Origin of the sequence: Heliophilum fasciatum, assembly GCF_004341395.1 — a bacterium.
Classification (GTDB): Bacteria; Bacillota; Desulfitobacteriia; order Heliobacteriales; family Heliobacteriaceae; genus Heliophilum; species Heliophilum fasciatum.
Genome location: NZ_SLXT01000013.1, coordinates 59,911 through 78,034, shown reverse-complemented (window position 1 = coordinate 78,034; position 18,124 = coordinate 59,911). Strand labels below are relative to the sequence as shown.

Sequence of the window (18,124 nt, the reverse complement as noted above, 5' to 3'; positions counted from 1 at the left end):
GGGTGCTGGAGCTGATCCTGCGGGTAGCGAAAGTCGATTCGACGGTGTTACTGCTTGGCGAGTCCGGTGTCGGCAAAGAAGGGTTAGCGAAGCTATTGCATACCCAAAGCGGGCGAGCGCAAGGTCCTTTTATCAAGGTTAACTGCGGTGCCATCCCGGAACCGCTGCTGGAGTCGGAATTGTTCGGCTATGAATCGGGAGCGTTTACCGGGGCGAAGAAGGAAGGCAAGATGGGCATGTTCGAATTGGCCCATAACGGCACCTTGTTCCTCGATGAGATCGGCGATCTGCCCATCAACCTGCAGGTCAAGTTGCTACGGGTACTGCAGGAACGGGAAATCGTTCGTGTCGGCGGAACGAAACCACGGGCGATCAATGTGCGCATTTTGGCGGCGACGCATCGCGATCTGGGGGCCATGGCCCAGGAGGGACGGTTCCGGGAAGATTTATTCTTTCGCTTGAATGTGGTGCCCATTGCCATTCCTCCCCTGCGCCAGCGGCGCAGTGATATCATTCCGTTGCTGTACCACTTCCGGGACAAATTCAGTAAAAAATACGGGATTATTCGGGATTTTACACCGGAGGTAGTCGATGCTTTTTTTTCTTTTGATTGGCCCGGTAATGTGCGGGAACTGGAGAACATGGTGGAGCGGTTGATGGTCGTCTCGCCGGGGGAATTGATTGACTCTTCCCAACTGCCGCCGAACTTTCAAGTGCGTCTTCCGGAGAAGAGCGGTCTGGTTGTGCGCTCACTGATGCCGTTGAAAGAAGCTGTTGCCGAGTTGGAGCGGCAGTTGATCACCAAGGCCATGGAGGAGTACGGCAGTACCTATAAAGCGGCCGAAGTATTAGGGGTCAACCAGTCGACGGTGGCCCGGCGGGTAGCCCGTATCCGGGCCGATCAAGCATAGAGGTTACGATAGAAGCCGAAAATCCATGGTGATCAAGGGTTTATCTTAATCGACAAGGAGTGGAAACGATGAAACTGGTAGGTAAAGTGGCACTCGTGACCGGCGCGCGCGGTGGCATTGGCCGGGCGCTTTCGCTGGCGCTGGCGGAGGTCGGTGCCGATGTGGCCTTGGCGGATCTGGTCATCACGCCGGAGGATGAGATTGTCCGCGAGGTGGAGGCGCTGGGGCATCGGGCCTTGGCGGTAGCTGCCGATGTGTCTAAGCGGGATTCTGTGCAAGCGATGGTGAGTACCATTGAAGCAGAACTGGGGCCGATCGATATCTTGATCAATAATGCCGGTATCATTCGTCCGGCCATGTTGCATAAGATGACCGAGGAACAGTGGGATCAGGTGATCGATGTACATCTCAAGGGGACCTTTCTTTGTTTGCAGGCAGTGGCACCGTCGATGATGGAGCGTCAAACCGGGCGAATCATCAATGTGACTTCAGCGGCCGGTCTGGTCGGTACGATCGGTCAGATTAACTATTCTGCAGCCAAAGGTGGTATTGATGCCATGACCAAGTCTGCAGCCCGCGAACTGGCCCGCTATGGCGTTACGGTCAATGCCATTTGCCCCTTTGCAGAAACACCGATGACATCGAAGATCGCTACCGATCCGAAATTAAAGCCCAAATATCTGGAGAGGGTACCGATGGGGCGTTTTGGCCAGCCTGAGGAAATCGCACCGGCTGCGCTTTTCTTAGCTTCACCGGAAGCAAGTTACATTACCGGACAGACCTTGTGTATTGATGGTGGGCTGGTGATGCGCTGAAGAAGATCCCTTTTCGACAAAATTTTCAGCCAATGCATCAAAGCATTGCACTAATGTATTGATGCATTAGTGAGAAAACACTGCATTATTAGAGTGTTCTGACAATTCAATCAAGTCAAATCAGCAACAGCCAATGCAAATACGCATTGGCTGTAATTCATTTTTGCAATCAATGAAGCGCTGTTTGCATTACAGCAGGGCGACTGTAATGCGCGAAGGCATTCAAAGAATCGGAAGGCGTTGGAGCAGCAACCGTAAAAATGATGGTCAAAAGGGAGGCCAGCATTTTTTTAAAAATTTTTCAATCAAACCGCTCCTGTTGGCACGGAAGTTGCATTTAAGTAAAGGCAGGCGCCCGGAACAAGAGCCCAAGGCGGGTATGAACAGCAAGTGCCTGCAAAAGCCAGTCGAAGGGGGATAGGGATGACAGACGTATACATCGTTGGCGCGGTACGCACAGCGGTAGCGACCATCGGCGGCAGTCTCAAGGACATATCCGCTCAAGATCTGGCGGCCGAAGTTTTTCGCGAAGCGGTGAAGCGCAGCGGCGTGCCGGGGGATCAGATTGGCGAAGTCATTCTCGGCCAGACGCGCCAGATGACAGAAGCTTCCAATTGTGCCCGGGTAGCAGCCTTGATCGCCGGTCTGCCGGTGACGCTGCCAGCCTACACGATTCATCGCCAGTGCGGTTCCGGATTGCAAGCTGTCAACAGTGCCTGGCAGGAGATCGCCTTTGGCAACGCTGATTTGGTGCTGGCCGGAGGTGTGGAGAACATGAGCCGTTCTCCCTACTACCTGAAGCAAGCCCGCTACGGCTACGGTGCCGGCGATGCGGTGCTTGTCGATTCGCTCACGGAGGCAGGACCTGGGGCACAGCCGATTGCCCAGTACGGGGAACTGTCCATGGGAGCGACAGCAGAAAACCTGGCCGAACGCTACGGGATTCGCCGGGAAGCTCAAGATCAATTTGCCTTGCGCAGCCAGGAACTGGCGCAGGCGGCGATGGCCGCCGGACGCTTTGTCGAGGAAATCGTTCCCGTCAAGGTGCGGCAGAAAAAAACGGTCGTGGAGTTTCAAGTGGATGAACATCCACGGCAGACATCGCTGGAAAAACTGGCTCAATTGCCGCCGGTCTTTCGTCAAGGCGGCACCGTCACAGCCGGTAATTCCAGCGGGCGGAACGACGGAGCGGCGGCGTTGCTGCTGGCTTCGGAACAAAAGGTGCGTGAACTGGGCCTCAAGCCCATGGCCCGCCTGGTCGCACAGGCGGTCGCCGCTGTAGATCCGCGGATCATGGGAATCGGTCCCGTGCCGTCTACCCGCAAAGCCTTAGCCCAAGCGGAGTTGACCTTGGCTGACATGGATCTCATTGAACTCAATGAGGCCTTTGCGGCGCAAGCGCTGGCCGTGATTGAGGAACTGGAACCGGATATGGACAAGGTCAATGTCAATGGCGGCGCCATCGCCCTGGGCCATCCGATTGGATGTACAGGAGCACGCTTGCTGACCAGCCTCATCTATGAGTTGCGGCGGCGGCAAGGCCGCTACGGACTGGTGACCCTCTGCATCGGCGGCGGGCAAGGTATCACGACCATTTTGGAGCGCTGTTAAATACAAGAAGGGGGAATTGTTGTGGCGCGTTTTACCGGTCAACCGGCCGAGTCCTTTGATTTCAAAGAGATTATTTATGAAAAGAAAGATTGGGTGGCGACAGTCACCTTCAACCGTCCCCACGTGCATAATTCCTACAGCACCTTAACCCTGCAGGAACTGACGACTGCTTTCCGGGATGCCTCCTGGGATGATTCCGTGGCTGTCGTCGTCCTGACCGGCGCCGGTGACAAAGCCTTCTGCACCGGCGGTGATGTCAAGGAATATGCCGACGATTACACCGTACGGCCCCGGGATTACTGGAAATGGATGGGCGTTTTTGTTGAGTGCCACGACGCGCTGCGTAACATTGGCAAACCAACGATTGCCAAGATCAACGGCATCGTCGCCGGCGGTGGCAACGAGTTCAACATGGCTTGCGACTTGGCGATCATGGCCGATACCGCAACGATCCGGCAAGTCGGTACGATGGTCGGTTCCGTCGCAGCCGGCGGTGCCACTCAGTGGCTGCCGATCATGGTCGGCGACCGGCGAGCACGGGAAATCCTCTTCCTCTGCGATCCGATTCCGGCGCAAAAATGCCTGGAATGGGGCCTCGTCAACCAAGTTGTGCCGCGCGAGCAGCTCGATGAAGCGGTACATACGATGGCGCAACAATTGATCAACAAATTCCCCGAGTGCTTGCGCTACACCAAGCAGCAACTTAATTACTGGAAAGACCTCTCCTGGAGCAACACCATCGGCCATGCCCGCGAATGGCTGGCGCTCCATTTCGCCAGCGTTGAGCCCTACGAAGGGATGAAAGCTTTCGTTGAAAAGCGGCCGAAAGATTATATCGGCCTGCGCCAGAAAGCCGCCGACGGCCGATCCAGTGAGTTTTTATGGGGTCCCTACACGCAAGCTTGCGGCAGTTGCGGTACCAAAGGCATCCCCCAAGATTTCCAGTTCTGTGGCCAGTGCGGCACCAGACTAGGATAGAACCAAGTCAGAAAAAAGGAGGAACGCATTCATGAAACAGTTCCAATCCTGGTATGAGAATCATCACCAGTACTGCAAGGACTGGAAAGCCCGCACGGGTGGTAAGATTGTCGGTTATATGTGTACCTACGTTCCCGAAGAAATTCTTTATGCGGCAGGCATCCTGCCCACACGGGTGCTTGGCAGCCATGAGCCTCATGACGTGACGGAGCCCCATATCTTCGGTATGTACTGCCCCTTCTGCCGCGACGTACTCGCGCAAGGGTTGAAAAAGCGCTATGACTACATCGACGGGTTGACCATTTCCCAGTCGTGCTTGCATATCCGTCAGGCCTTCACTTCCTGGCAAATGCACCTGCCCCTGGAATGGTCCTACTACCTGCCCATGCCGCACCATGTGCAAAGCCCCCGCGCCGTGCCCTTTCTGCGGGAAGAACTGGTGTCCTTCAAAAAGTCCGTGGAAGAGTGGACCGGCAAAGAAATCACCGATGAAGCCCTTGATCATGCGATCGACGTGTACAATACCAATCGCCGCCTGATGCGCCAGATCTACGAACTGCGCAAAGCGGAAAACCCGCCGATCACCGGCCTGGAAGCGATGTACATGGTCGTATCGAGCCAGTTCGTCGACAAAGCAGACCACAACAAAGAGCTAGAACGAGTCCTCCAAAACATCGACGGTCGCTTGGCCGATCGTGAAGTCGGTACCCGCCTGATGATCATCGGTTCCGAAAACGATGACGTGGCCTTCATGAGCATGGCCGAAAGCGTCGGCGCTACCTTTGTCACCGACGATCACTGCACCGGCAGCCGCTACTTCTGGAACGAAGCGCCCCAGGATGCCGATCGCTTGAACGCCCTGGCGATTCGCTACGTGGAGCGCCCGCGCTGCCCGACCAAAGACTGGCCCGAGCGGAGCCGGATTCCTCATCTGCTTTCGATGGCCAAAGAGTGGGGCGTGGAAGGGGTTATCCTCATTCAGCAGAAATTCTGCGACCCCCATGAGCTGGATATCCCGGCCATCAAGAAAGCCTTTGAAGAGATCGATATCCCGACGCTGTTCCTGGAATTCGACGTGACCACACCGGTCGGACCGTTCCGTATCCGGGTAGAGGCCTTCCTCGAAATGATCCGGGGCGAAGACCTGTTCTAGACAGAATTGAAATAAGGAGGTTTGCACGCATGGTCAAGTCCAGTCTGTATCCGACGGAACAGCTGAAGTGCTGGGGCAAAGCCAAAGAACTGCGCGATGCCTATTATCAAAACTATGCCAATGCCCACAAAAAAGGTGGTCTCCGCTGGGCCGGTGGCGCATGGACCTTTGACGCTGTTGTTGCCGGCTTAGGTGACGATGTATATTGTTTGACTTCAGAGCCCTATGGCGCTTCGATCGCCTTTAACAAAGAGCTTTCCCGTGAATGCATGGAAGCGGCCGAGCGCGCCGGCTATGCCCGCGATCTCTGTTCCTACATGCGCAACTACTGGGGATCGATCATCATCGACAAGTACGCTTTCGGTGGCCCTTTCCCCAAGCCGGACTTTATCTGGCAAGATCACATCTGCTGCTCCCACTCCAAGTGGTACCAGGTCGTCAGCGAACTGGAAAAGGGCATCCCCATGTATTGTACCGACGTTTCTGTCGGCCCCTACAGCCAGATGACCGACGCCAAGATCCGCTACATCGTCGACCAGCTTCATGACGGTATCGAATGGCTGGAAAAGACGACGGGTCGCAAATATGATGACGAAAAACTGATTCAAGCCGTTCTTAATGATTGCCGTACCACATCGCTGTGGGCGGAAATCTGCGAACTGAACAAAGCCGTTCCGGCACCGCTCGATGAGAAAACCATGTATTCGCTCTACGTGCTGGCAACGCTGCAAAAGTCTTCGAAAGAGATCGCCGACTTCTATGAAGAACTGCGCGATGAAGTCAAAGACCGTGTGGCTCGCGGCATCGCCGCTGTGGCCAACGAACGCTGCCGCGTCATGAGCGACACGCAGCCGCCCTGGTCGTTCCTCAAAGTGTTCCGTCATTTGGAACAATTCGGTGTGGTTTCGGTTGGCTCCCTGTACACCTTCGGCCTCGAAGGCATCTGGGAAGAAAAAGAAGACGGCACCTGGGGCCCCGCAAAACGCCGCAACAGTTGGGCAAAATCCCCAAAAACCGCGACGAAGCGCTCTGGACACTGGCCGAGTGGAACCTTTCCAAACCGGAGTGGCAGCACTTCTATAGCCCGCAATTGAAGAGCGATATGATGATCCGCATCGCTAAAGAGTGGAAGCTCGACGGTGTCATGCTGCACTACAACCGTGGCTGCGAAGGTTTGTCCTTAGGCATCGCCGAAAACCGCTTGGCCATCGCCAAGGCGGGTATTCCGGTCATGACCTTCGAAGGCAACATGGGTGACGAGCGCGAGTTTGACGAAGCCCGTACCATGGACCGGATCGATGCCTTTATGGAAACGATGGGTCTGAAACGTGAACTGCTCCATGCTTAGTTGTTCGTAACTGTACGTAACGGGATGATGCAAGGTGTATCGGACGGGACCTGTTGATACCCGGTGAGCCTCGCTGGATGAGGTAACCGGAGTTGCCGACGCCCATGGAACCGATATCCTTGTATCGCCTGTAGTTGATAGCCGGCAGCCGTGACTGACCGGAAACTGCAAAACCGTGTAGGGAGGTAGAAGCTCTTGTTTAATGTCGGAATCGATGTGGGCGCCAAGACGATCAAAGTGGTGATTCTTCGTGACGGTCAGCCGTTCGCGCAATATAAGGGTTTGGCCGGTATGGATACAGCGGAATCGGTGGAACAGGCCTATACGGAAGCATTGAAAGAAGCTGGTATCAGCCGTGATCAAGTGAAGCGGGTCGTGTCCACTGGTGTGGGCCGTAAAGAAGTTCCTTTTTCCGATGAAGAAGTCACCGAAGTCGGTGCTGATTCGAAAGGAATCATCTTCGTAATGCCTAACTGCCGCACTTGTATCGATGTGGGCGCCGAAGAAGGCCGGGCCATTCGCTGCGATGACGGCGGTAAAGTCCGTGACTTTGCGGTCAACGAAAAATGCGCCGCCGGTGCCGGCTCCTTCGTCGAGTCCATGTCGCGGGCGCTGGAATTGAAACTTCATGAGATGGGCGAGTTGTCGCTGAAAGCGACCCGTACCGTGCCGATGAATGCGCAGTGCGCTGTTTTTGCCGAGTCGGAAGTGGTTTCCTTGATTCACTCCGATACGACCAAAGAAGATATTGCTCGTTCCGTTCACGATGCCATTGCCAGCCGGATCATCTCGATGGTGCGCCGCGTCGGTATTGAGCCGGAAATCGCCTTGATCGGCGGTGTGTCTCATAACGTCGGCTTCGTCGAGTGCTTAGAGCGCGGTCTGGAAACGAAAGTGACCATTCCCGATAATGCGGAATTTATCGGCGCCTTGGGAGCGGCACTGCTCGCCTATGAAGGATCCAAATAAAGAGGATCCCAAAGAATTGGCCAAATCAAGCGAGAAGAGCAATGGGAGGTAACGGAAGATGACCCAAGAATATTGGAGATGGAAAGAAAATAACTGGAAGAGTGCGGATAAAGACTGGACCAAAGCGGAGATCGTTACGGCCGGTATCGATGTCGGTTCGGTGAGTTCGCAAGCAGTGATCTTGGCCGACGGTGAGCTTTATGCCTACGCATCGATGCGTACCGGTTCCAACAGCCCTGATTCGGCACTCAATGCGATCACGGCGGCGATGGAAGGCACTGGACTGACCTTGGATAAAATCCACTACATCGTTGGTACCGGCTACGGCCGCGTCAACGTTCCTTTTGCCCACAAAGCGATCACCGAGATCGCTTGCCATGCCCGTGGTGCCAACTTTATGGGCGGCAACAAAGTCCGTACCATCCTGGATATGGGCGGCCAGGACTGCAAAGGCATTCACTGCGATGAAAAAGGCAAAGTGCTTAACTTCCTGATGAACGACAAGTGCGCCGCCGGAACGGGCCGCGGGATGGAAGTCATGGCGGACCTCTTGTCGGTACCCATCGCCGAAGTGGGCCCCATGTCCTTGGAAGTAAAAGAAGATCCGCCGCCCGTTTCGTCGACTTGCGTTGTTTTCGCCAAATCGGAAGCGATGAGCCTGCTCAAACAAGGCTGGCCCAAAAACAAAGTGCTCGCGGCTTACTGCTCGGCCATGGCGCACCGCGTTGTGACCTTGCTCGAACGAATCGGCGTGGAAAAAGAATTCTTCATCACCGGCGGCATCGCCAAGAACATTGGCGTTGTCTCCCGGATAGAAAAAGAACTCGGCATCAAAGCGATCAAATCGGAATATGATTCCCAAATCGCCGGTGCACTCGGCGCTGCACTGTTCGGCAAAGCCCTGGTGGAAAAAGGCGGCAAAAAGAAATAATTGCGCTTGCTTACAACGGATAAGGAGGAGGGAGCGCATGATCGCCAATTACGGCTACATGGACGGTTCGGGCGAGTATTACATCAGTATCGATACGGACAAGTGCATCGAATGCGCCAGCCGGGCTTGTTTGCAAGTCTGCCCCAGTCAGCTCTTTGAGATCATGACGGACGATTACGATGATGAAGTGGCGGCGATCAAAAAAGACGGCCGCCGGAGCTTAAAATATTTGTGTGCTGAGTGTAAACCGGCCACGGGTCGCGGGGAACTGCCTTGTCAGGCCGGTTGTCCTAACGACGCCATCAAACATTCCTGGTAGTTGTGCCGGGTCGGGACAATGCCCGACCCGGATTTAACATTTAATAGGAACAGAGGTGGAAGCGGATCATGAATCTTTGGATTAATAATCAAATGATTGAGGCAAATGAGGGCCAGACGATCTTGGAAGCGGCTCGCGTTGCCGGGATCTTTATCCCCACGCTTTGTGATCGTCCCGGTTACTCACCGGCAGGGACGTGCGGTGTTTGTGCCGTCGAGGTAGAAGGCGAAGCGGGGACGGTGTTAGCTTGTTGCACGCCCGTCCGGGAGAATATGCGCATCCTTGTGCCGCAGTCAGGCCAATTGCCAGGTGGCGATGACCTTGACGATTTGTTATAGTTGCCGACGCCAACGCCAAGAGACGGAATAAAAGGGGGATCGACGTTGAAACGCAAGAGCAAAGTGATGGGCCTGCAAGAAGCGATTGCCCAGATCGTACCGGAACGATGCCGGGAACTGGCCGTTGGTGGGATGCACATGCATAACAACCCCATGGCACTGATCCGGGAAATTATCCGGCAAAACAAGCGCATCACCCGGCTGACGACGAGCCCTTCCGGGTCGATCAATGCCGATCTGTTGATCGGCAGCGGCCTGGTCGATGAGGTGATGACGTCCTATATCGGCTTGGAGCATCTGGGGCTGGCGCTGAACTATCGCCGGGCCGTCGAGCAAAAGACGATTCGCCTCTATGAATGTGATGAACCCATGATCGTCTACGGACTTCAGGCCGGTGCCGGCGGGTGGCCATTTGTTCCTTACCCCCGCGGCCTGGAACTGTCTGATTTGCCGAAAGTCAATCCGGAAATGTACCGCTTTACGACCGATCCCTATACAGGCCAAAAAATCATGACAGCGCCGCCGATTCGTCCGGAGGTGGCGGTAGTTCATTGCTTGGAAGCCGATGAGCAGGGCAATGCGCGCATGGCTGGGTCCGTGTTTACCGATCGCCACATGATTTTCGCTGCTGAGCGGGTCATCCTGCAGGTGGAGCGCGTGGTCAAACGGCTGGGAACACCGGAGGATGCCCGATCCTTCGATATCCCCGGCTTCCTCGTTGCGGCCGTGGTGGTGGCGCCCGGCGGCTGTCATCCGACGTCAGCCCATAGTGCCTATGGTTATGATGAGGGGCACTTAAAGAGCTATTTAAAAGCCAGCAAAACAGAAGACTCTTTTCGTGCCTATATAGATGAAGTAATTCTTCCTCCCGAGGAAAGCTACCGGCAACGTTTTCCTGTAGCCGGTGCGGCGGTGACCGAAATAACGGAGCCGCCGGTGTCAACGAAGTCCGGAGCGACAGCGGAGACGGTGACAAGTTCGGTGACAGCGGTGGCTGGGGTGGCCGATGGAGAAGAAGACGGAACCTATACGATGGCCGAATTGATGGGTGCTGTCATGGCGCGCCATCTCCGCGATGGCGAGGTGGCCGTCATGGGGGCGGTCAGCATGATTCCCATGGTGGCTTGCCGGATGGCTCAGTTTACGCATGCACCGAACTTGAACTACATTGCCGGCGGCAGCGGGGCTGTCAACCCGCACCTGGAACCACTGGTTCCTTCTTCTTGTGACTATGGGCAACTGAAGGCCGACGCTGTGCTTCCCTTGCCGGACGTGATCTTGCTGGAAGGTCGCTTTGGTCGTCTGGATGTGTTTTTTGCCGGCGGACTGCAGATCGATCAATATGGTAATTGCAACCTCGTCTGTGTCGGCGACTATGAACAGCCGAAGATGAAGGGACCCGGTACGGTGGGACTGCCTTTCTTACCCTTGGCGGGGCGTGTGATCATTTACACGATGGCCCACAATGCGCGGACGCTGGTGCCCAAAGTTGACTTTAACTCGGGACCGGGCTTTTTGTCGGGACCGGAAGCCCATGAAGCGGCCCAGATGCCCGGCCAGGGACCGGCGCTGGTGGTGACACCGCTTTGCGTCTTTGACTTTGATGAGACGTCCAAGGTCATGCGCATCCGGTCGCTTCATCCGGGCGTCACGCTGGAACAGGTGCTGGAGAATACCGGATTTACCCCGGTGATTCCTGACGAGATTCCGGTGACACCGGTACCGACGCTGGAAGAGCTGGCCGGACTGCGCCGAGCCGATCCGACCAGTGTGGCTCGTAAGCTGCTGTAGGTGTAACAGGTCCTTGCAGTTTTTTAGCTATGCGATGTTGCTGCCTGCTTGGCAGGCGGGCACGAAAAGGCATGAAATCCCGTGGCATTTAAATTTTTGATGATTGTATGGAGGTGCTTTTTGTGAAAGCTGCCGTTTTTTATGGTCCCAAGCAGTTGCTCAAAATCGAAGAGGTGCCGACGCCGGAAGCGGGTGCCGGTGAGATTCGCGTCAAAGTCGCTGCCTGCGGGCTTTGTCATACGGACCTGCACTACATCGACAGCGGTGTACCGACGTTTAAAAAACCGCCCCTTATCTTGGGCCATGAAATCTCCGGTACTGTTGATCAGATCGGCGAAGGGGTTACCCAGTTTAAGGTGGGCGACCGGGTACTGTTGCCGGCGGTCATGTCCTGCGGCACCTGCTACAACTGCCGGACGGGCCGGGAAAACATCTGCATGAACATGAAGATGCCCGGCAACGACATGGACGGCGGCTATGCCGAGTACATCTGTGCGCCGGCCAAAGATGCTTTTCATCTGCCGGAAGAGATTCCCCTGGTGGAAGGATCGATCATCGCTGATGCGATCACCACACCGTTTCACGCGATCAAAAATCGGGCGCAAGTTAAGCCCGGTGATACAGTGGTGATCATGGGCTGCGGCGGTGTGGGCCTAAACTGCGTGCAAGTAGCGGCGGCAGCCGGTGCTTCGGTGATCGCCGTCGATCTGCTGCCGCAAAAGCTGGAATGGGCAAAGCAGTTTGGTGCGGTGGCCACGATCAATCCCAAGGAAGTTGACAATGTAGCCAAAGCCGTGCGCAAGCTGACCGGCGGTGGTGCTGATATTGCCATTGAATGCATCGGCAACCCCAAAACGATGGAGATCGCTTTTGATTGCCTGCGTGCCGGCGGACGGATGACGATCGTCGGGTATTCGGAGCATGCCATGAACTTAAATGCCAGCCGTTTGATGTACCGGGAGATGGAAGTGATCGGTTCCCTGGGCTGCCGCCCGGTAGATTACCCGAAATGTATCGAACTGGCCCGGACCGGCAAGATCCGCGTCAAAGAAATGGTGACTCGCCGCTTTACGCTGGAAGAGATCAATGAAGGCTTTGACTACCTCCGTTCCGGTGAAGGGATCCGGGGCGTTATCGCTTTTGAGTAAACCAAACAGGGGGGAACCGTGTGGACTTAAAAAACCTGATCTGGGAACAAGAGGGACGGGTCGTCCTGGTCACGTTCAACCGCCCGAAGGCGCTGAATGCATTAAATGAAGAAACCATGAATGAATTGGCGCAGGTCATCGATCGGGTGGAATCGGATGACACCATCGGTGCTTTGATCTTGACCGGCGCCGGCGAAAAAGCGTTTATCGCCGGTGCCGATATCGGTGAGTTGCAAGCACTCAAGACACCGATGGCGGCTGTGGCCAAAGCGCGGCGCGGGCAGCAGGTGCTGGCTCGTCTGGAGGCATTGGGCAAGCCGGTGATTGCCGCCATCAATGGGTTTGCCTTAGGAGGCGGATTGGAACTGGCCTTGGCTTGTGATATTCGCCTAGCGGCCGACTCCGCACGCATGGGCTTGCCGGAACTGACGTTGGGGGTTGTGCCCGGCTATGGCGGAACGCAACGACTGGCCCGTCTGATCGGTGAAGGACAGGCCAAGTTGCTGATCTTCAGTGGTCGTCCCATTGGGGCAGCAGAAGCGCGAGAACTGGGTCTGGTGGAAAAAGTCTTACCGGCAGGCGAATTGCTGGCGGAAGCGAAGAAGCTCGCCGCTGGGATGGCCAACTGCGCTCCGGTGGCACTCGCCTTGGCGAAGGGCGCCATTCATGCCGGCCTCGATATGGAGTTGGATGCAGGATGTTCGCTGGAAGCGCATTATGTCGGCATGATCACTACGACAGAGGATTTTCAAGAGGGCATGAAGGCCTTCTTTGAAAAGCGGCCTGCACAGTTTAAGGGTTATTAATATGGAGCGATGAGGAGGGTTACCATGTCGGATATTGTGGTTTTGGATGGTGCCCGTACAGCTTTTACGGAATTTTGCGGCAGTTTTCGGGAGTTAACAGCGACCGACCTGGGCGTCGAAGCGGCGAAGGAAGCGATCCGGCGCTCCGGCCTTGTACCAGGGGATATTGACGATGTTTATTTCGGTAATGCCTTGCAGACGAGTGGTGATGCCTTGTTTCTCGCTCGCCACGTTGGGTTGCGGGCCGGCGTACCCCAAGAAGTTCCGGCGCTGACGGTCAATCGCCTGTGCGGATCGGGGCTGCAGGCGCTGCTCAACGGCGCTCAGTCGCTTCGCTTAGGTGAAGCAACGATGGTGCTGGCCGGAGGAACTGAGAACATGAGCCAGGCACCTTTTGTGGTGCGTGGCTCCCGCTGGGGACTGCCGCTCGGACATGGTCGTTTTGAGGATTCACTCTGGGAATCCCTCCTTGATACGTTCGGCTCGACGACGATGGGCATGACGGCGGAAAATGTAGCCAGCCGTTACGAGTTGTCACGGGATGAAGTGGACGCTTTTGCCGAGGGTAGCCATCAGCGGGCACTGGCGGCCATGGAAAAAGGGTACCTGCAAGAAGAAATCGTACCTGTTCAGGTACCCGGGCGCAAGGGGCCGGTGCTGATTGACCGGGATGAGCATCCGCGATTGACACCGAAGGAAACGTTGGCACGCCTGAAAGCGCGTTTCAAAAAAGACGGTGTTGTCACCCCGGGCAACGCTTCCGGGATCAATGATGGTGCTGCCGCACTGGTGCTGACAACGTCGAAAGAGGCGGAAAAGCGGGGATTGAAACCGCTTGGCCGCCTAGTCGCATCAGCGGTTGTTGGCGTGGAGCCGGAAATCATGGGCATGGGGCCGGTGCCGGCGATCCGTCAAGCCTTAAAAAAAGCGGGAATGACGCTGAATCAACTGGATTTGATTGAAATCAACGAAGCTTTTGCCGCTCAGTATCTGGGCTGTCAGAAGGAATTGGACTTTGATCCGGCCATCGGCAACGTCAACGGCGGCGCCGTAGCGCTGGGACATCCGTTGGGTGCTTCGGGTGCGCGCATCACCTTGTCCCTGCTCTATGAACTGCGTCGTCGCGGCAAACGTTTTGGTGTGACATCGCTTTGTATTGGCGGCGGCCAAGGCATCGCGGCCATCTGGGAAAACTTGCAATAAAGGGGAATCCAAAATTAGTTTTTCGAAGGGGGCTGGAAACGTATGGCGGCGATTGCCAGTGTGAATCGGACGGATGTAACGAATACCGTCGATTACGAGCGCCTGCGGAAGATGAGCATTCCGGCGGTGTTAGCCGAAGCGGCACGCATCGAGCCAGGGAAAGTGGCCATCGTTGACGGTGACCGGCGCATCACCTACGAAGAGCTCTGGAAGCAAGTGCAGGATTTTGCCGGAGGGCTTCGGCAACTCGGGGTGGTTCGAGGTGATCGGGTTGCTGTTTGTTTGCCGAACTGGCATGAGTTTTTGGTGGCCTACTTCGCCATCGGACTGATCGGTGCGATTTTTATTCCGCTCAATACCCGTTACAAACAATCAGAAGTAGCTTATATTCTCGACAATTCCGGCACCGGCACCGTCATTACGGCCGAGCGCGTTGGGGAAGCGGCGCTGCTCGATATGTTTTCCGCTCTTCGCCATGATTTGGCGGCGCTGAAGAAGTTGATCGTAGCGCGTCCGGTGCAGGAACTTTCGCCGGAAGAGCCGGATATCGTTGATTTTGAAAAAGTTGTACAATCGGGCCGATACGCCGGATCTTTTCCGGCACCAATGCAACTGGAGAAAGATACCTTTGCGATTCTTTATACTTCGGGAACAACCGGCATGCCCAAAGGGGCGATGCTCTCCCACCGTAATTTGGTGGAAACAACAGCCGTTACGGCGCAGTTGATGGAATGTACACCGGATGATGTGTTTCTCGTGGCGGTTCCACTCTTTCATGTCTTTGGGATGGGGCCGACGGCGCTGGCGGCGGTCATCTGCCGGGGTACGCAAGTGCTGATGGAAAGTTTCAAGGCAGCAACAGCGTTGGAACTGATTGAACGGGAACGCATCACTGTCCATAACGGCGTACCAACCATGTTCGTTCTGGAACTGAATCATAGCGATTTTGCCCGCTATAACTTAAGCACGATGCGAACGGGGATCATTGCTGGCGCACCTTGTCCGGTGGAAGTGGTTCGCGCCATCCGTTCACGGATGGGCTGCAATATCTGCATTGCCTATGGACTGACCGAAACGTCGCCGGCGTTGACGATCACACGTTTTGATGACGATGATACAGACCGGGCGGAGACGGTGGGACGACCGATGCCGGGTGTGGAAATAAAAATCGTCGACAATCTGTATCGGGATATGGGCATCAATCGCGTCGGCGAGATTGCTTGCCGGTCCTATGGTGTCATGCAAGGGTACTATAAGCAACCGGAAGAGACAGCACAAGCGCTCACAGCGGATGGTTGGTTTTTCACCGGCGATCTGGGCATGCTCGACGAACGTGGGTTCTTGCGTATCACCGGACGGAGAAAAGAAGTCGTCATTCGCGGCGGCTTTAATATCTATCCCGCCGAGGTGGAAGAAGTGCTTTACCATCACCCGGCGGTGATGGAAGCGGTCGTAATCGGCCTGCCCGATCCGGTGCTGGGTGAGCGTTCCACGGCGTGCGTCCGCCTCAAGCCAGGGGCATCAGTTACGGTGGAGGAACTCCGCCGGTACTGCCGCGAACGGTTAGCCGATTTTAAAGTTCCCGATCATGTGGAGTTCTTTGAAGAGTTTCCGACGACCGCCAGCGGTAAGATCCGCAAGGTGGCCATCAAGGAAATGTTATCGAAATAAAGCCGGCTGTTTGTCCGGCATGAAGATTACCAACAGCGTAAGGGAGACGATGATGATGACGATTCAAACGATCGGTGTTGTCGGTGCCGGCGCCATGGGTACAGGCATTGCCCATGTAGCCGCGATGGCCGGATATCAAGTGATCCTGCGCGATATTGATCAAAAATTCATTGAACGGTCGCTGCAAAATATGGATAAATTCATGGCCCATTCCGTGAAGAAAGGCAAGATGACCGAGGATGCTCGCCAGGCGGCGATCGGGCGTATCAAAGGAACGACCGATCTGGCGGATCTGGCTAGTGCTGATTTGGTCATTGAAGCGGCCATTGAAAATCTTGATCTGAAAAAAGAAATTTTCCAGACTCTCGATCAAGTATGCCGACCGGAAGTGATCTTGGCGACGAACACCTCATCCATGTCGATTACGACGATTGCGGCGGCGACAAAACGCCCCGATAAAGTCTGTGGCATGCATTTTTTTAACCCGGCACAGATCATGCGACTCGTCGAAGTGATCCGGGGCTTGCAGACTTCCGACGAAACGATCGCTACGGCGACGGAGTTGGCCCAATCCTTTGGCAAGAAGACGGTGGAAGTCAAAAAAGATTCGCCGGGATTCATTGTCAACCGGATCATGATCCCGCAATTTGTCGAAGCGGCCCGCTTGCTCGATGAGGGCGTGGCGACGGCAGAGGATATTGACACTGCAGTAAAAATGGGGCTAAATTATCCAATGGGTCCCTTTGAATTAATGGATTTTACAGGTATCGATATTTCCTATTTTGTCATGGAGTATTTAGCTGATGAATTCCGTAATCCCCAGTATGGTGCACCGCAAGCGATCAAGCAGCGGGTTCGAGCCAACCAACTGGGACGCAAGACCGGCAGCGGCTTCTTTTCCTATTAACCGTCATTGGTCATTACACCCCTTGATGTCCGATATGGAGGTGGAATCAGTGAATCTATTGTTAACGGAAGAGCAACTGGCGCTGCGCGATCTGGCCCATGATTTTGCTGCCCATGAAATCCGTCCCTATGCGCCGGATTGGGATGAAAAAGAAAGCTTTCCCCGGTCCGAGCTGGCGCAAAAGGCGGTTGAGGTCGGCCTGTGGAACATTGCCGTGCCGGAAGCCCATGGCGGTACGGACATTGATGCCGTATCCACTTGTTTGATCAACGAAGAACTGGCCTGGGGCTGTGCGGGGATTGCCACGTCGATCGGCGGCAATTCCCTGGGCAGTTACCCGCTTTTGATCGCCGGCACGGATGAACAAAAAGAACGGTTTTTGCGGCCACAGGTGGAAGCGGGAGCGATGGCGGCTTTCGCCTTGACGGAACCGAATGCCGGATCCGATGTGGCCAGTTTGGCGACAACAGCGCACCGCGAGGGCGACGAGTATGTGCTCCAGGGTCGCAAATGTTTTATCACCAACGGTGATCTGGCCGATGTGTATGTAGTGTTCGCCGCTACCGATCGCAGCCAGGGGGCGAAAGGCTTGTCGACCTTTGTGGTTGAGCGCGGCACAGCCGGACTGTCGACCGGAAAAAAAGAGAAAAAAATGGGGATCCGGGCTTCCAATACGACGGAAGTCATCCTGGAAGAAGTACGGGTGCCGGCAGCCAACCGTCTTGGTGCAGAAGGGGACGGTTTTAAGCTGGCTATGAAAACGCTCGATATCTCCCGGCCGTCGGTGGCGGCCATGGCGGTGGGTGTAGCCCGGGCGGCCTATGAGACGGCGCTTCACTATGCCAAGGAGCGCGTTCAATTTGGCAAACCGATTGCTTCTTTCCAAGCGATCCAAACGATCTTGGCCGATATGGCCATGGCCATCGAAACAGCACGGCTGTTGACCCTGAAAGCAGCGATGCTTAAGGATCAGGGCCTGCCCTATACACTGGAGTCGGCCATGTGCAAGGCTTATGCCACGGATGTGGCGATGAAAGTGACGACCGATGCCGTACAAGTGCTGGGCGGGTATGGTTATTCACGCGAGTATCCCGTAGAAAAGTGGATGCGTGATGCCAAGATCCTGCAGATCTATGAAGGAACCAACCAGATCCAGCGCTTGGTCATCGCCAATCAGATTTTGCGTTGATGCGAATGGCCGAGAACGATAGGAACGCGATCCGCA

At 55.5% G+C, this 18,124-nt stretch carries 19 protein-coding genes; all 19 read left to right on the top strand.

All coding sequences use genetic code 11. From position 1 onward, the window contains the following. The coding region (locus EDD73_RS08520) for a sigma-54 interaction domain-containing protein (RefSeq protein ID WP_165876411.1) at positions 1-911 on the top strand (911 nt) is incomplete at its 5' end. A 68-nt stretch (positions 912-979) separates the two neighbouring features. Beyond that, positions 980-1,726, top strand: coding sequence for a beta-ketoacyl-ACP reductase (locus tag EDD73_RS08515; protein WP_131919359.1), 747 nt, complete (start codon positions 980-982; stop codon positions 1,724-1,726). 208 nt (positions 1,727-1,934) lie between these two features. Then, positions 1,935-2,147, top strand: coding sequence for a hypothetical protein (locus EDD73_RS08510; RefSeq protein WP_131919358.1), 213 nt, complete (start codon positions 1,935-1,937; stop codon positions 2,145-2,147). Between the two features lie 2 nt (positions 2,148-2,149). Continuing rightward, positions 2,150-3,337 (top strand): thiolase family protein, encoded by a 1,188-nt coding sequence (locus EDD73_RS08505; RefSeq protein ID WP_131919357.1) that lies wholly within the window; start codon positions 2,150-2,152, stop codon positions 3,335-3,337. Positions 3,338-3,358: 21 nt separating this feature from the next. Then, a complete protein-coding gene (locus EDD73_RS08500) occupies positions 3,359-4,315 on the top strand; it encodes an enoyl-CoA hydratase-related protein (RefSeq protein ID WP_165876410.1) in 957 nt (318 codons plus the stop codon). 31 nt (positions 4,316-4,346) lie between these two features. Then, positions 4,347-5,468, top strand: a complete 1,122-nt coding sequence (bzdN, locus tag EDD73_RS08495; RefSeq protein WP_131919355.1) for a benzoyl-CoA reductase, bzd-type, subunit N — start codon at positions 4,347-4,349, stop codon at positions 5,466-5,468. A gap of 29 nt (positions 5,469-5,497) precedes the next feature. Further along, the gene (bzdO, locus tag EDD73_RS08490) at positions 5,498-6,562 is read left to right on the top strand and encodes a benzoyl-CoA reductase, bzd-type, subunit O (RefSeq protein ID WP_207668849.1); all 1,065 of its coding nucleotides are present in this window, start codon (positions 5,498-5,500) and stop codon (positions 6,560-6,562) included. Continuing rightward, on the top strand, positions 6,463-6,816 hold the full coding sequence (locus EDD73_RS15455; protein ID WP_341467539.1) for a 2-hydroxyacyl-CoA dehydratase: 354 nt from the start codon (positions 6,463-6,465) through the stop codon (positions 6,814-6,816). Before bzdO ends, EDD73_RS15455 begins: the two co-directional genes overlap by 100 nt. Positions 6,817-7,011: 195 nt before the next feature. Continuing rightward, positions 7,012-7,785, top strand: coding sequence for an acyl-CoA dehydratase activase (locus tag EDD73_RS08485; protein WP_131919354.1), 774 nt, complete (start codon positions 7,012-7,014; stop codon positions 7,783-7,785). Positions 7,786-7,843: 58 nt separating this feature from the next. Then, the gene (bzdQ, locus tag EDD73_RS08480; protein WP_131919353.1) at positions 7,844-8,716 is read left to right on the top strand and encodes a benzoyl-CoA reductase, bzd-type, subunit Q; all 873 of its coding nucleotides are present in this window, start codon (positions 7,844-7,846) and stop codon (positions 8,714-8,716) included. 37 nt (positions 8,717-8,753) lie between these two features. Continuing rightward, positions 8,754-9,035 carry a ferredoxin gene (locus EDD73_RS08475; RefSeq protein WP_131919352.1) on the top strand — a complete coding sequence of 94 codons (282 nt, stop codon included), beginning with the start codon at positions 8,754-8,756 and terminating at the stop codon, positions 9,033-9,035. Positions 9,036-9,103: 68 nt separating this feature from the next. Next, positions 9,104-9,373 carry a 2Fe-2S iron-sulfur cluster-binding protein gene (locus tag EDD73_RS08470; protein WP_131919351.1) on the top strand — a complete coding sequence of 90 codons (270 nt, stop codon included), beginning with the start codon at positions 9,104-9,106 and terminating at the stop codon, positions 9,371-9,373. A 45-nt stretch (positions 9,374-9,418) separates the two neighbouring features. Beyond that, a complete protein-coding gene (locus tag EDD73_RS08465) occupies positions 9,419-11,164 on the top strand; it encodes a CoA-transferase (protein WP_131919350.1) in 1,746 nt (581 codons plus the stop codon). Between the two features lie 122 nt (positions 11,165-11,286). After that, positions 11,287-12,312 (top strand): zinc-binding dehydrogenase, encoded by a 1,026-nt coding sequence (locus EDD73_RS08460; protein ID WP_165876409.1) that lies wholly within the window; start codon positions 11,287-11,289, stop codon positions 12,310-12,312. Between the two features lie 20 nt (positions 12,313-12,332). Continuing rightward, complete coding sequence (locus tag EDD73_RS08455) at positions 12,333-13,118, top strand: enoyl-CoA hydratase/isomerase family protein (RefSeq protein ID WP_131919348.1); 786 nt, start codon at positions 12,333-12,335, stop codon at positions 13,116-13,118. A 24-nt stretch (positions 13,119-13,142) separates the two neighbouring features. Then, complete coding sequence (locus EDD73_RS08450) at positions 13,143-14,321, top strand: acetyl-CoA C-acetyltransferase (RefSeq protein WP_131919347.1); 1,179 nt, start codon at positions 13,143-13,145, stop codon at positions 14,319-14,321. A gap of 42 nt (positions 14,322-14,363) precedes the next feature. After that, positions 14,364-15,992 carry a class I adenylate-forming enzyme family protein gene (locus EDD73_RS08445; protein WP_207668847.1) on the top strand — a complete coding sequence of 543 codons (1,629 nt, stop codon included), beginning with the start codon at positions 14,364-14,366 and terminating at the stop codon, positions 15,990-15,992. 55 nt (positions 15,993-16,047) lie between these two features. After that, the gene (locus EDD73_RS08440) at positions 16,048-16,899 is read left to right on the top strand and encodes a 3-hydroxyacyl-CoA dehydrogenase family protein (RefSeq protein ID WP_131919346.1); all 852 of its coding nucleotides are present in this window, start codon (positions 16,048-16,050) and stop codon (positions 16,897-16,899) included. A gap of 49 nt (positions 16,900-16,948) precedes the next feature. Continuing rightward, positions 16,949-18,088: an acyl-CoA dehydrogenase family protein gene (locus EDD73_RS08435; protein WP_131919345.1), complete on the top strand. Its 1,140-nt coding sequence runs from the start codon at positions 16,949-16,951 to the stop codon at positions 18,086-18,088. Positions 18,089-18,124 lie beyond the last annotated feature (36 nt).